We start from the raw sequence: 13,705 nt of genomic DNA, 5'->3' as shown, positions 1-13,705 counted from the left end.
GACCGCACCATGCGCGCCACCGTCATCCATGCCCCGCACGACATCCGCGTGGAGGAGGTGCCCGACGCCGCGGTCCAGCGGCCCGAAGACGCCGTCGTGCGTGTGCTGCGCGCCTGCATCTGCGGCAGCGACCTGTGGGCCTACCGCGGCGAGGCCAAGCGCCAGCCGGGCCAGCGCATCGGGCACGAGTTCCTCGGCATCGTCGAGGAGACCGGCTCCGCGGTCTCCGGGCTGCGCGCGGGCGACCTGGTCGTGGCCCCCTTCATGTGGTCCGACGGCACCTGCGACTACTGCGTCGAGGGCCTGCACACCTCCTGCGTGCACGGCGGCTTCTGGGGCTCGGTCGGCTTCGACGGCGGCCAGGGCGAGGCCGTCCGCGTCCCGCACGCCGACGGCACCCTGGTGAAGCTGCCCGCCGAGGCCGCCTCCGACGAGCACCTCCTGACCGGGCTGCTCGCCCTCTCCGACGTCATGGGCACCGGACACCACGCGGCCCTCGGCGCCGGCGTCCGCAAGGGCTCCACGGTCGCCGTCGTCGGCGACGGCGCGGTCGGCCTGTGCGGCGTGCTGGCCGCCAAGCGCCTCGGCGCCGACCGGATCATCGCGCTCGGCCGCCACACCGCCCGCACCGACATAGCGAAGCTCTTCGGGGCCACCGACGTGGTGGCCGAGCGCGGCGAGGCCGCCGAGGCGGCCGTGCGCGAGCTCACGGGCGGGCAGGGCGCGCACGCGGTCATCGAGGCCGTCGGCACCGAGCAGTCCATGCGCACCGCCGTGAACATCACCCGCGACGGCGGGGCCATCGGCTACGTCGGCGTGCCGCACGGCAGTGGGACGGGCCTGGACCTCGGGGTCATGTTCGACCGGAACATCACCCTGCGCGGCGGCGTCGCCCCGGTCCGCGCCTACATCCCGGAGCTGCTCACCGACGTGCTGAACGGCACCATCGACCCGGCGCCCGTCTTCGACCGGACCGTGGCCCTGGACGAGGTGCCGGACGGCTACCGCGCGATGGACGACCGCAGCGCCCTCAAGGTCATGATCAAGGCCTGATCGGGGGCCTGCTGACGGCCTGACGGCCTGACGGCCTGACGGCCTGACGGCCTGACGTGTCGCGGGGGCCGGGCGGGAACTTCCCCGCCCGGCCCCCGCGTCGTACCCGGCTCCTGCCCGGTTGCTACGCGTACTCCGCCTACTCGGCCTACTTCACCGCGTCGAGGGCGTCGACCTGGCCCGCGCCGTAGTAGCTCGTCTGGCCCCACTTGCTCGTGCAGGTGGCCGCGTCCACGAGGGCGCCGGTCGCGTCGTAGATCTTGTCCGGGCAGCCCTTCTTGTCGGCCTGGAGCTTCAGCAGCGCCTGGAGCTGCGCGGGCGCGGCCCACGGGTGCGCGCTCTTGAGCAGCGCCAGGACGCCCACGACGTGCGGGGCGGCCATCGAGGTGCCCTGCTTGTAGCCGTAGCCGCCGCCCGGCAGGGTCGACAGGACCCGCCCGTTGGCGTCCGGGGTGGCCGGGAGCTGCCACTTGTCGCCGCCCGGCGCGCTCACGTCGGCCACGCCCAGCCCGTAGCTGGAGTAGTACGAGCGCAGGCCCTGGTCACCGGTGGCCGTCACCGTGACCACGCCCGGCAGCTGCGCGGGCAGGGACGGGCAGACCTTGGGGTCGACGGTGCGCGGCACGGGGGTCGCGTCGTCGGGGCTGGTGCCGTCCAGGATCGAGGGCGCGGCCAGGTCCCAGTTCTCGTTGCCCGCCGCGGCCACCGTCAGGGTGCCCTTGCGCTCGGCGTAGCGGCTCGCCCGGGTGAGGGACTCGACGAGGGCCTTCTGGTCGTCGTCCGTCTTGCAGTTGAAGTACCAGGGGTCCATGTAATAGCTGTTGTTCGTCACCGCGATGTGGTGTTCGGCGGCGAAGACGAACCCGCAGACCACCGCCTCGGCGAAGAACAGGTTGGTGCCGGGCTCGGCCACCTTGATCGCGGCGACCTTCACGCCGGGCGCCACCCCGCTGATGCCGATGCCGTTGCGCGCGGCCGCGATCGTTCCGGCCACGTGGGTGCCGTGGTCGCTGCCGTCGACGTACGGGCGCCAGGCGCCGTCGGTGGTGTCGGCGATCCCGCCGACGCAGTTGGCCGACTGCGACTTCGAGAAGTTGGCCGCCAGATCGGGGTGGGTGTCGTCGACACCCGTGTCGATGACGCCCACGGTCACGTCCGGGCTGCCATCGTTGATCTTGTGAGCCTGGTCGGCCTTGATCGCCCGCAGGTCCCACTGGTTGGGCTCCAGCGGCTCCTCGCCCGGCGCTGCCTGCGCCGCCGCCTTGGCGGCGTCCGCCGCGCTGAGCTTCTGGGTGGTGCCCTCCTCGTCCGTCTGGACCGCCTTGAGCGGGGCCGTACGGGTGGCGCCCACCGAGACCACGAGAGCGCGCTGCGTCCGCAGCGTCTTGGCGAAGTCGGGGTTCGAGGAGTGCGCGATGACCACCCCGATCTGCTCATAGGCCGTCACCACCGTGCCGCCGGCCCGCTCGACGGCCTTCTTCGCCTCCTTGGCCGACGCGTAGGTGGTCAGGTTCACCACGTACGACAGCTCCGGTCCCGTGGCGGCGGACTTGGCCGCCGACACCGACACCGACAGCGGCTCCAGCGGCGCGGCGGAGGCCGTGACCGAGGGGAGGAGGGCGAGCGAGGCCGTGAGCAGCAGGCCGACCGGCACGGCGAGCGCACGCCTGCGGGCGGATCCCAGATGAGCCATGGGTTCTCCACATCATCCGTGAAAAAGCCGTCGTGACGCGGGTCGCGTTACGACGGGTTCATGACAGGTGAAGCTAGCGCCGGTGTTCGTGTCCGCGCCATCAGTTCGAGAAATCAGTCCCCCGCGAAACCGATCCGGAAGCCCACTCTCCGAAGATTCAGCGGCTGTTGAACCGTCCCGACGCGCCGACCGTGCCGTTGACAGGGGGGCTCAGCACCACCGCCCCCCTCATGGAGGTCGTCTTGTCCATCGTCCCCACCGCGCCCACGTCGCAAGGAGAGCCGCCCGTGACCTCGAAAGCAGCGCCGCCCCCCGACGCCGCGGATCCCGGGGCGCTCTCCCCGGGCCCCACGCCCGAAGCGTTCGTCCAGGTGCAGCAGAGCGCCGAGTTCGCGGCCCTGCGCCGCTCCCACCACTCCTTCGCGTTCCCGCTCACCATCGCCTTCATCACCTGGTACCTGCTGTTCGTGTTCCTCTCGAACTACGCGGGCGGCTTCATGGGGACCAAGCTCTTCGGCAACATCAACGTCGCCCTGGTCTTCGGCCTCGCCCAGTTCCTCAGCACCTTCCTCATCGCCTGGTTCTACTCCCGGCACGCCTCGACGAAGCTCGACCCCCAGGCCGAGGCCATCAAGTCCCGCATGGAGGCCGACGCATGAGCAGCCCCACCGTGATCCAGCTCGCCGCCGCCTCGACCGCCGAGCACCGGCCGCTGATCATCACCCTCTTCGCGCTCTTCGTCGTCGCGACGCTGGGCATCACCGTCTGGGCCGGCCGCCAGACCAACAGCGCCGCCGACTTCTACGCGGGCGGCCGCCAGTTCACCGCCTTCCAGAACGGACTCGCGGTCTCCGGCGACTACATGTCCGCCGCGTCCTTCCTCGGCATCGCCGGAGCCATCGCGCTCTACGGCTACGACGGCTTCCTCTACTCCATCGGCTTCCTGGTCGCCTGGCTGGTCGCCCTGCTGCTCGTCGCCGAGCCGCTGCGCAACGCCGGCCGCTACACGATGGGCGACGTGCTCGCCTTCCGGATGCGCCAGCGCCCGGTGCGCACCGCCGCCGGTGTCTCCACCATCGTCGTCTCGATCTTCTACCTGCTCGCGCAGATGGCGGGCGCGGGCGTCCTGGTCTCACTGCTCCTCGGCATCACCGGCGACGCCGGCAAGATCCTCATCGTCGGCCTGGTCGGCGTCCTGATGATCGTGTACGTCACCATCGGCGGCATGAAGGGCACCACCTGGGTGCAGATGGTCAAGGCCGTGCTGCTCATCGCGGGCGCGCTGCTGATGACCGTCATGGTGCTGTGGAAGTTCCACTTCAACGTCTCCGACCTGCTCGGGACGGCCGCGGAGAAGAGCGGCAAGGGCGCGAAGTTCCTGGAGCCCGGGCTGAAGTACGGTGCGAACGGCACCTCCAAGCTGGACTTCATCTCGCTCGGCCTCGCCCTGGTCCTCGGCACCGCGGGCCTGCCGCACATCCTGATCCGCTTCTACACCGTGCCCACCGCGAAGGCCGCCCGTAAGTCCGTGAACTGGGCCATCGGTATCATCGGCGCCTTCTACCTGATGACGATCGCGCTCGGCTTCGGCGCCGCGGCCCTCATCGGCCCCAAGGAGGTCAAGGCGGCGAACCCGGCGGGCAACGCGGCCGCCCCGCAGCTCGCCGAGCACCTGGGCGGCGGCGTCGGCACCACCGGCGGCGCGGTCCTGCTCGCCGTGATCTCGGCGGTCGCCTTCGCCACCATCCTCGCCGTGGTCGCGGGCCTCACCCTCGCCTCGTCCTCCTCGTTCGCGCACGACATCTACGCGAACGTGATCCGCAAGGGGAAGGCCACCGAGGAGGAGGAGATGCGGGCCGCGCGCTGGTCCACCGTCTTCATCGGAGCGGCCGCCATCCTGCTCGGCGCCCTCGCCCGCGACATGAACGTCGCCGGTCTGGTCGCCCTCGCCTTCGCGGTCGCCGCCTCCGCGAACCTCCCGACGATCCTCTACAGCCTCTTCTGGAAGCGCTTCACCACCCAGGGCGCGCTGTGGTCCATCTACGGTGGCCTGATCTCGTCGGTCGTCCTGGTGCTGTTCTCCCCGGTCGTGTCCGGAAACCCCAAGACCTCGATGTTCAAGAGCGTGGACTTCCACTGGTTCCCGCTGGAGAACCCGGGCCTCATCTCCATCCCGCTCGGCTTCCTCCTCGGCTGGCTCGGCACCGTGCTGTCCAAGGAGCCCGCAGACCCGCAGAAGTTCGCGGAGCTGGAGGTACGGTCCCTCACCGGCACCGGCGCGCACTGACGCCGTACCCCGGGGGCACCCCACCCGTGAGCACCCCGCCCCTGAACACCCCGCTCATGTGAGAGGGGCCGAGGAACCGAACCGGCCGTGTCGTAGTTCCCTACGACACGGCCGGGTCACGTCTCGTTCCTTTGGGCACCCCTACGCGGCACACGGGTCGCGTAGGCTCGAATAAGACGCCCGCACCATCGAAAGTGGCGTCGACCTCTACTAGGACCGGACAGGGGAGGGGGCCCACAGTGCTCATCGACACCTTCGGCCGCGTGGCCACTGACCTGCGCGTCTCGCTCACCGACCGGTGCAACCTGCGCTGCACGTACTGCATGCCCGAAGAGGGACTGCAGTGGCTGGGCAAGCCGGACCTGCTCACCGACGACGAGATCGTCCGGCTGGTCCGCATCGCCGTCACCAGCCTCGGCATCACCGAGGTCCGCTTCACCGGCGGCGAACCGCTGCTCCGCCCCGGCCTCGTCGGGATCGTCGAGCAGTGCGCGGCCCTGGAGCCGCGCCCCAAGATGTCCCTCACCACCAACGGCATCGGCCTCAAGCGCACGGCCGCCGCCCTCAAGGCCGCCGGCCTGGACCGGGTGAACGTCTCCCTGGACACCCTGCGGCCCGAGGTCTTCAAGACCCTCACCCGCCGCGACCGGCACAAGGACGTCATCGAGGGCATGGCCGCGGCCCGCGAGGCCGGCCTCACCCCGGTGAAGGTCAACGCCGTCCTGATGCCCGGGCTCAATGACGACGAGGCTCCCGACCTGCTGGCCTGGGCCGTCGAGAACGAGTACGAGATGCGCTTCATCGAGCAGATGCCGCTCGATGCCCAGCACGGCTGGAAGCGCGACGGAATGATCACCGCCGGTGACATCCTCCAGTCCCTGCGCACCCGGTTCACGCTCACCGAGGAGGGCGCCGACGAACGCGGCTCCGCCCCGGCCGAGCGCTGGGTGGTCGACGGCGGCCCGGCCACCGTCGGCGTCATCGCCTCCGTGACCCGGCCGTTCTGCGGCGCCTGCGACCGCACCCGGCTCACCGCCGACGGCCAGGTCCGTACGTGCCTGTTCGCCACCGAGGAGTCGGACCTGCGCGCCGCCCTGCGCTCGGGCGCCCCGGACGAGGAGATCGCCCGGCTCTGGAAGGTCGCGATGTGGGGCAAGAAGGCCGGATCCGGCCTGGACGACCCCACCTTCCTCCAGCCCGACCGCCCCATGTCGGCCATCGGCGGCTGACCGGAGCGGGAGCGGGCCGGAGCGCGCGGGAAGATCGACGGAGGGCTCGGAGCGAGGTCGTCAGGACTGCCGCTCCGAGCCCTCCGGCTGTACCCACTCCTCGAACTTCACGACGTCCTTGAGGAAACCGCGGACCCCCAGGAACTGGCTCAGGTGTTCTCGGTGCGCCTCGCAGGAGAGCCAGGTCTTGAGCCGCTCCGGCGCGTGCAGCTTCGGGTTGTTCCACGCCAGGACCCACACGGCGGCGTCGCGGCAGCCCTTGCCGGAACAGGTGGGGATTTCGTTCGCATCAGGGGAGTTCACAGCCTCAACCCTACAAACCACACGAACGGAAGGGCGACGCCGAGCAGCCACGGGGGGAGCTGCCCGGCGTCGGTCCGTCGCTCCGACGGGGGATGCGGAGCGCGTAGGCAGTATGTCACGCAGGACCCGGTGCGGTGCACCGGAACTTCATGATTGATCTGAGCTTTTATTGAGGTTTCCCGGCTCCAGTGCGGGGTGCACAGGCGCGGGCATGAAGTGCGAGGGCAGCGAGGGCGTCGACTCGCGCCCCGCATTGGCGATGACCACGGCGACGTACGGCAGCAGTGCGCCCAGCACCAGCGTCACGATCGCCACAGGCCGTTCCACGTCCCACAGGAGCACGGTCAGGATCACCGACAGCGTCCTGATCCCCATCGAAATCACGTACCGGCGCTGGCGCCCCCGCACGTCCTCCGCGAGACCCTTGCGCGCCCCGGTGATCCGGAAGACCTCGGCCCCGTTCCGCTTCTTCCGCTGCACGTTCCACCACCCGATCCACCCGCCGGACACTCCCCGGTCCGGACCCTTCCACCGTACGCCGCGCCCCGAGCGCGGGGGAGGGCGGGTGTCGCCCGAACGGAGTCACCCGACATGCGGACCCGAGGGGCCGGCCCGAGACTGGGCTGACATGCGCACATCGCGCCACGAGGAGGCGACATGCATTGGTTGTGGGCGATCATCGTCGGGTTCGTACTGGGCCTCATAGCCCGGGCGATCCTGCCCGGCAAGCAGCACCAGCCCCTCTGGCTGACCACCGTCTTCGGCATCATCGGCGGCGTCCTGGGCAACGCCGTCGCCGGCTGGATCGGTGTGCACGACACCCGGGGCATCGACTGGATCCGCCACCTGCTGCAACTGGCCGGAGCCGTCGCGGTCGTCGGTCTCGGCGACATGGTCTACATGATGTTCCGTGGCAACAAGCGGCAGATGACCTGAGCGGCGCGGCCACCGGGACGCGTCCACAGGACACGTGACCGGAACATGACGCGGGGGCCGGTACGGACGATCGTGTCCGTACCGGCCCCCGCGCCGTGCCGTCGTGCCCGGTGCCTAGCCCGTGACCTCGACCGCGGCCAGGTTCTTCTTGCCGCGGCGCAGCACGAGCCAGCGCCCGTGCAGCAGGTCGGACGCGGCGGGCACCGCGTCCTCGGCGGTGACCTTGACGTTGTTCACGTAGGCCCCGCCCTCCTTGATCGTGCGCCGACCGGCCGACCTGCTCGCGACCAGACCGCTCTCCACGAGCAGGTCGACGACCTGCGGGAGCTCGGCCACCTGGGCGTGCGGCAGCTCGGACAGGGCCGCGGCCAACGTGGCCCCGTCCAGGTCCGTCAGCTCGCCCTGGCCGAACAGCGCCTTCGACGCCGCGATCACGCCGGCGCACTGGTCCGCGCCGTGCACCAGGGTCGTCAGCTCCTCGGCCAGCGCCCGCTGAGCGGCGCGCGCCTGCGGCCGCTCGGCGGTCTGCGCCTCCAGCTCCTCCAGCTCCGCGCGGGTCTTGAAGGAGAGGATCCGCATGTAGGTGGAGATGTCGCGGTCGTCCACGTTCAGCCAGAACTGGTAGAACGCGTACGGCGTGGTCATCTCCGGGTCGAGCCAGACGGCGCCGCTCTCGGACTTGCCGAACTTGGTCCCGTCCGCCTTCACCATCAGCGGCGTGGCCAGCGCGTGGACGTGCGCCTGCGGCTCCAGCCGGTGGATCAGGTCGAGCCCGGCCGTCAGGTTGCCCCACTGGTCGGAGCCGCCCTGCTGGAGGGTGCAGCCGTAGCGCCGGTACAGCTCCAGGAAGTCCATGCCCTGGAGCAGCTGGTAGCTGAACTCGGTGTAGCTGATGCCCTGGTCGGACTCCAGCCGCCGGGCGACCGAGTCCTTCGTCAGCATCTTGTTGACGCGGAAGTGCTTGCCGATGTCCCGCAGGAACTCGATGGCGGACAGGCCCGCCGTCCAGTCCAGGTTGTTCACCATGACCGCGGCGTTCTCGCCCTCGAAGGACAGGAACGGCTCGATCTGCGTCCGCAGCCGGCCCACCCAGTTCGCGACCGTCTCCGGGTCGTTCAGCGTGCGCTCGGCCGTGGGCCGCGGGTCGCCGATCTGCCCGGTCGCCCCGCCGACCAGCGCCAGCGGCCGGTGACCGGCCTGCTGGAGCCGGCGTACGGTCAGCACCTGCACCAGGTGTCCCACGTGCAGGGAGGCCGCGGTCGGGTCGAAACCGCAATAGAAGGTGACGGGACCGTCCGCGAACGCCTTGCTCAGCGCTTCTTCGTCGGTGGACTGGGCGAAGAGCCCGCGCCACTTCAGTTCGTCGACGATGTCCGTCACGGTCTCTCGACTCCTTCTGTGTCCGAAAATTCCTTGGTCAGTCTAGGTGGGTCAGACGCCCTGGCTGACCGAGCTCATGTTGAAGTCCGGGATCCGCAGCGCGGGCATCGCGGTCCGGGTGAAGTAGTCGTTCCACTCGCGCGGCAGGGTCTTCTCGGTCCGCCCCGCCTCGCTGGCCCGCGAGAGCAGGTCCACCGGCGACTCGTTGAAGCGGAAGTTGTTGACCTCGCCCACGACCTGGCCGTCCTCCACCAGGTAGACCCCGTCCCGGGTCAGCCCGGTGAGCAGCAGCGTCGCCGGGTCCACCTCGCGGATGTACCAGAGGCAGGTCAGCAGCAGGCCCCGCTCGGTGGCCGCCACCATCTCCTCCAGGGACTTCTCGCCGCCCGCGTCCAGGATCAGGTTCCCGAAGCCCGGGGCCGTCGGCTGCCCGGTCAGGGCCGCGCTGTGCCGGGTCGTGGTCAGCCGCGCCAGCTCGCCGCCGCTGATCCACTCGGTGGGCGGCACCGGGAGGCCGTTGTCGAAGACCGAGGCGTCGTCGCCCGAGCTGTGCGCGATCACGAACGGCGCGGACTCCAGGCCCGGCGCGTTCGGGTCGCTGCGCAGCGTCAGCGGCAGCCCGGAGAGCCGCTCGCCGACCCGGGTGCCGCCGCCGGGCTTGGAGAAGACGGTCCGGCCCTCCGCCGCGTCCCGGGCCGCCGCCGACCACATCTGGTAGATCAGCAGGTCGGCCACGGCGGTCGGCGGGAGCAGCGTCTCGTACCGCCCCGCGGGCAGGTCGATCTTCCGCTCGGCCCAGCCGAGGCGCACGGCGAGCTCGGCGTCCAGCGCCGTCGGGTCGACGTCCTTGAAGTCCCGGGTGTAGCGGCCGGCCCAGGCCGAGCGCGGCCGGCCGTCGGCGCCCGCGGTGGACTTCGCGTTCACCTCCAGGGTGCCGTTGGGCTGGTCGTGCCGCAGCCGCAGCCCCGTCGAGGTGCCCACGTAGGTGGAGACCATCGTGTGGTGGGCGAAGCCGTACAGGGCGCGGCCGCCCGCGCGGGCCCGCGCGAAGGCCTCGCCCAGCGCCGGCGCGAAGTCCGCGAAGACCGCCGAGGAGGTCTCGGCCGGCCCGTCGGTGAAGTCCGGCGAGGCCGGGGTGCCGCTCACCAGCGGCTGGGCGTCCTCGGCCGGACCCGCGCCACGGGCCGCGGCCTCGGCCGCCCGCACCAGCGGTTCCAGCTCGTCGGCGGTGACGGCGGAGCGCGAGACGACCCCCGAGGCCGTGCCCTCCTTGCCGTCGACCGTGGCGATGACCGTGAGGGTGCGGCCCCGGGTGACGCCGTTCGTGGTCAGGGCGTTGCCCGCCCAGCGCAGGTTCGCGCTCGATTCCTCGTCGGCGATGACGACGCAGCCGTCGGCGGTGGACAGGTCCAGCGCGCGCTCGACGATCTCGTGGGGCTTGGTACGGATCGACATCAGCGTCCGGCCTCCTGCGTGGTGTTGAGGATGTTCACGTCGCGGAACAGCGCGGAGGGGCAGCCGTGCGAGACGGACGCTGCCTGGCCCGGCTGGGCCTTGCCGCAGTTGAAGGCGCCGCCCAGGACGTAGGTCTGCGGGCCGCCGACCTTCTCCATGGAGCCCCAGAAGTCGGTGGTCGTGGCCTGGTAGGCGACGTCGCGCAGCTGACCGGCCAGCTTGCCGTTCTCGATCCGGAAGAACCGCTGTCCGGTGAACTGGAAGTTGTACCGCTGCATGTCGATCGACCAGGACCGGTCGCCGACCACGTAGATCCCGCGCTCCACCCCGCCGATCAGGTCCTCGGTGGAGAGCCCGCCCGGATCCGGCTGGAGCGAGACGTTCGCCATCCGCTGCACCGGCACGTGCCCGGGGGAGTCCGCGTAGGCGCAGCCGTTGGAGCGACCGAGCCCGGTCAGCTTCGCGATCCGCCGGTCCAGCTGGTAGCCGACCAGGGTGCCGCCCTTGACCAGGTCCCAGCTCTGCGCCGCGACGCCCTCGTCGTCGTAGCCGATCGTGGCCAGCCCGTGGGGTGCGGTGCGGTCGCCCGTCACGTTCATGATCGAGGAGCCGTAGGCCAGCTTGTTCAGCTGGTCGAAGGTGGCGAAGGAGGTCCCCGCGTACGCCGCCTCGTAGCCCAGCGCCCGGTCCAGCTCGGTGGCGTGCCCGATGGACTCGTGGATGGTGAGCCACAGGTTCGACGGGTCGACCACCAGGTCGTAGCGTCCGGCGCGCACGCTCGGCGCCCGCATCTTCTCGGCCAGCAGCTCCGGGATCTGCTCCAGCTCGGAGTCCCAGTCCCAGCCGGTGCCCGTCAGGTACTCCCAGCCGCGCCCGACGGGCGGGGCGATGGTCCGCATGGAGTCGAACTCGCCGGTCTCGCCGTCCACGGCCACCGCCGTGAGCTCCGGGTGGATGCGGACCCGCTGCTGCGTGGTGACCGTCCCGGACGTATCGGCGTAGAACTTGTTCTCGTGCACCGCGAGCAGCGAGGCGTCCACGTGCGCCACGCCCTTGGCGCGCAGCAGCCGGGCGCTGAAGTCGGCGAGCAGCGCCGCCTTCTCCTCGTCGGGGACCTCGAAGGGGTTCACCTCGTAGGCCGAGATCCAGGTGCGGTCCGCGTGCACGGGCTCGTCCGCGAGCTCCACGCGCTCGTCGGAACCGGCCGCCTTGATCACCTTGGCCGACAGCTGCGCCATGGCCACGGCCTGCGAGGCCACCTTGGCGGCGCCGTCCATCGTGAGGTCCACCCCGGAGGCGAAGCCCCAGCTGCCCCCGTGCACGACCCGGACCGCGTAGCCGAGGTCCGTGGTGTCGGATCCGCCCGACGGTTTGGCGTCCCGCTGGCGCCAGGAGGCGCTGCGGATCCGCTCCAGCCGGAAGTCGGCGTGGTCCGAGCCCAGCGCGCGGGCCCGGGCGAGGGCCGCGTCGGCCAGCGCCCGCAAGGGCAGAGCGGCGAATGCCGCGTCGATGGAATGGGGCACGGATGTCCTCCCGTGGTGTGGATCGGTCCCCTCGATCATGTCGCGCCGGGGGCCCTGGTGCCTACCGCTTTCTGTAGGGACTCGACAGAGGGCGTCCCAAGGCCCTGTCGGAGCCCGATTCTTTGGAAACCATCTGCGAGCGATAGGTTTTCAGGTATCCAGACTGCTAGCGAAAGGGTGATCCGTTGAGCCGCTCGGTTCTCGTCACCGGAGGAAACCGGGGCATCGGCCTCGCCATCGCCCGAGCCTTCGCCGAAGCCGGCGACAAGGTCGCGATCACGTACCGCTCCGGCGAGCCGCCGGAGGTCCTGGCCGAGCTGGGCGTGTTGGCGGTCCGCTGCGACATCACCGACTCGGAGCAGGTGGAGCAGGCCTACAAGGAGATCGAGGAGAAGCACGGCGCCGTCGAGGTGCTCGTGGCCAACGCGGGCATCACTAAGGACACGCTGCTGATGCGCATGTCCGAGGAGGACTTCGCCTCGGTCGTGGACACCAACCTCACCGGCACCTTCCGCGTGGTGAAGCGGTCCAACCGCGGCATGCTGCGCGCCAAGAAGGGCCGCGTCGTCCTGATCTCCTCGGTCGTCGGCCTGCTGGGCTCCGCGGGCCAGTCCAACTACGCCGCCTCCAAGGCGGCCCTGGTCGGCTTCGCCCGCTCCCTCGCCCGCGAGCTGGGCTCCCGCAACATCACCTTCAACGTGGTGGCCCCCGGCTTCGTGGACACCGACATGACGAAGGTGCTCACCGACGAGCAGCGCGCGGGCATCGTCGGACAGGTCCCCCTGGGCCGCTACGCGCAGCCCGAGGAGATCGCGGCCGCCGTGAGCTTCCTGGCGTCCGACGCCGCCGCGTACATCACTGGAGCCGTCATTCCCGTTGACGGCGGATTGGGCATGGGTCACTGATCACCATGAGTGGAATTCTCGACGGCAAGCGCATTCTGATCACGGGTGTGCTGATGGAGTCGTCCATCGCCTTCCACACCGCGAAGCTCGCGCAGGAGCAGGGCGCCGAGGTCATCCTCACCGCCTTCCCGCGGCCGACGCTGACCGAGCGCATCGCCCGCAAGCTGCCCAAGCCCGTCAAGGTGATCGAGCTCGACGTCACCAACGAGGAGCACCTGGCCCGCCTCGCGGACCTGGTCCGCGAGGAGCTCGGCGGCCTCGACGGGGTCGTGCACTCCATCGGCTTCGCGCCGCAGGACGCCCTCGGCGGCAACTTCCTGAACACCCCCTTCGAGTCGGTCGCGACCGCCATGCACGTCTCGGCGTTCTCGCTGAAGTCGCTGACCATGGCCTGCCTGCCGCTCTTCCCGGAGGGCGAGAACGGCGGCGGCGCCGTCGTGGGCCTGACCTTCGACGCGCAGTACGCCTGGCCGCAGTACGACTGGATGGGCCCGGCCAAGGCCGCGCTGGAGGCCACCAGCCGCTACATGGCCCGCGACCTGGGCAAGCGGAACATCCGCTGCAACCTGGTCTCGGCCGGCCCGATCGGCTCGATGGCCGCGAAGTCCATCCCGGGCTTCTCGGAGCTGGCCGACGTCTGGAACCACCGCTCCCCGATGGAGTGGAACATGGCGGACCCGGAGCCCGCGGGCAAGGGCGTCGTGGCCCTGCTCTCGGACTGGTTCCCGAAGACCACCGGCGAGATCGTCCACGTGGACGGCGGCCTGCACGCGATGGGTGCCTGACCCTTCCGGTCCCACCCGCACCGCGTCCGTACGGCGGCGGGGGGGGGCCCCCCCCCCCGGGGGGGGGGCCCCCCCCCGGGGGGGGGGGGGGGGCCCCCGCCCCCCGGGCGGGGGGGGGGGGGTAGGCCATGACGATGGCGGCCCCCCCGCGGCGTC

At 71.0% G+C, this 13,705-nt stretch carries 13 protein-coding genes; 7 read left to right on the top strand and 6 right to left on the bottom strand.

What is annotated here, in order from left to right:
- Window positions 1–9 precede the first annotated feature (9 nt).
- Complete coding sequence (locus ACIQWR_RS27165; RefSeq protein WP_404014588.1) at window positions 10–1,053, top strand: zinc-dependent alcohol dehydrogenase family protein; 1,044 nt, start codon at window positions 10–12, stop codon at window positions 1,051–1,053.
- A 148-nt stretch (window positions 1,054–1,201) separates the two neighbouring features.
- Here the strand turns inward: ACIQWR_RS27165 and ACIQWR_RS27160 are convergent, their stop codons facing one another.
- The gene (locus ACIQWR_RS27160; RefSeq protein WP_404014586.1) at window positions 1,202–2,746 is read right to left on the bottom strand and encodes a S8 family peptidase; all 1,545 of its coding nucleotides are present in this window, start codon (window positions 2,744–2,746) and stop codon (window positions 1,202–1,204) included.
- A 287-nt stretch (window positions 2,747–3,033) separates the two neighbouring features.
- On the opposite strand from ACIQWR_RS27160, the gene ACIQWR_RS27155 reads away from it, so the two are divergent.
- From ACIQWR_RS27155 to moaA, 3 genes are all read left to right on the top strand, one after another.
- Window positions 3,034–3,405 carry a DUF485 domain-containing protein gene (locus tag ACIQWR_RS27155; protein WP_404014583.1) on the top strand — a complete coding sequence of 124 codons (372 nt, stop codon included), beginning with the start codon at window positions 3,034–3,036 and terminating at the stop codon, window positions 3,403–3,405.
- Window positions 3,402–5,033, top strand: a complete 1,632-nt coding sequence (locus ACIQWR_RS27150; protein WP_404014581.1) for a cation acetate symporter — start codon at window positions 3,402–3,404, stop codon at window positions 5,031–5,033. Before ACIQWR_RS27155 ends, ACIQWR_RS27150 begins: the two co-directional genes overlap by 4 nt.
- A 239-nt stretch (window positions 5,034–5,272) precedes the next feature.
- Window positions 5,273–6,262, top strand: coding sequence for a GTP 3',8-cyclase MoaA (moaA, locus tag ACIQWR_RS27145; RefSeq protein ID WP_399259108.1), 990 nt, complete (start codon window positions 5,273–5,275; stop codon window positions 6,260–6,262).
- 60 nt (window positions 6,263–6,322) lie between these two features.
- Here the strand turns inward: moaA and ACIQWR_RS27140 are convergent, their stop codons facing one another.
- The gene (locus ACIQWR_RS27140) at window positions 6,323–6,565 is read right to left on the bottom strand and encodes a hypothetical protein (RefSeq protein ID WP_404014579.1); all 243 of its coding nucleotides are present in this window, start codon (window positions 6,563–6,565) and stop codon (window positions 6,323–6,325) included.
- Between the two features lie 147 nt (window positions 6,566–6,712).
- Window positions 6,713–7,045 (bottom strand): DUF3099 domain-containing protein, encoded by a 333-nt coding sequence (locus ACIQWR_RS27135; RefSeq protein ID WP_404014576.1) that lies wholly within the window; start codon window positions 7,043–7,045, stop codon window positions 6,713–6,715.
- Between the two features lie 177 nt (window positions 7,046–7,222).
- Here ACIQWR_RS27135 and ACIQWR_RS27130 point away from each other — a divergent pair, with 177 nt between their 5' ends.
- Complete coding sequence (locus ACIQWR_RS27130) at window positions 7,223–7,501, top strand: GlsB/YeaQ/YmgE family stress response membrane protein (protein ID WP_404014572.1); 279 nt, start codon at window positions 7,223–7,225, stop codon at window positions 7,499–7,501.
- Window positions 7,502–7,615: 114 nt separating this feature from the next.
- Here ACIQWR_RS27130 and tyrS read toward each other — a convergent pair whose 3' ends face one another.
- From tyrS to ACIQWR_RS27115, 3 genes are read right to left on the bottom strand one after another with little or no spacing between them, the layout of a single operon-like run.
- A complete protein-coding gene (gene tyrS / locus ACIQWR_RS27125; protein WP_404014569.1) occupies window positions 7,616–8,881 on the bottom strand; it encodes a tyrosine--tRNA ligase in 1,266 nt (421 codons plus the stop codon).
- Between the two features lie 51 nt (window positions 8,882–8,932).
- On the bottom strand, window positions 8,933–10,336 hold the full coding sequence (locus tag ACIQWR_RS27120; RefSeq protein ID WP_404014566.1) for a metallopeptidase TldD-related protein: 1,404 nt from the start codon (window positions 10,334–10,336) through the stop codon (window positions 8,933–8,935).
- Window positions 10,336–11,898, bottom strand: a complete 1,563-nt coding sequence (locus ACIQWR_RS27115; protein WP_404014564.1) for a TldD/PmbA family protein — start codon at window positions 11,896–11,898, stop codon at window positions 10,336–10,338. The genes ACIQWR_RS27120 and ACIQWR_RS27115 overlap by 1 nt, the downstream gene beginning before the upstream one ends.
- A 146-nt stretch (window positions 11,899–12,044) precedes the next feature.
- On the opposite strand from ACIQWR_RS27115, the gene fabG reads away from it, so the two are divergent.
- Window positions 12,045–12,764, top strand: a complete 720-nt coding sequence (fabG, locus tag ACIQWR_RS27110) for a 3-oxoacyl-[acyl-carrier-protein] reductase (RefSeq protein ID WP_404014562.1) — start codon at window positions 12,045–12,047, stop codon at window positions 12,762–12,764.
- A gap of 5 nt (window positions 12,765–12,769) precedes the next feature.
- A complete protein-coding gene (fabI, locus tag ACIQWR_RS27105; RefSeq protein WP_399259101.1) occupies window positions 12,770–13,549 on the top strand; it encodes an enoyl-ACP reductase FabI in 780 nt (259 codons plus the stop codon).
- Window positions 13,550–13,705 lie beyond the last annotated feature (156 nt).

The sequence above is a fragment of the Streptomyces sp. NPDC098789 genome (assembly GCF_044759975.1).
GTDB lineage: Bacteria > Actinomycetota > Actinomycetes > Streptomycetales > Streptomycetaceae > Streptomyces.
This window is presented reverse-complemented; position numbering and strand designations above follow the sequence as displayed.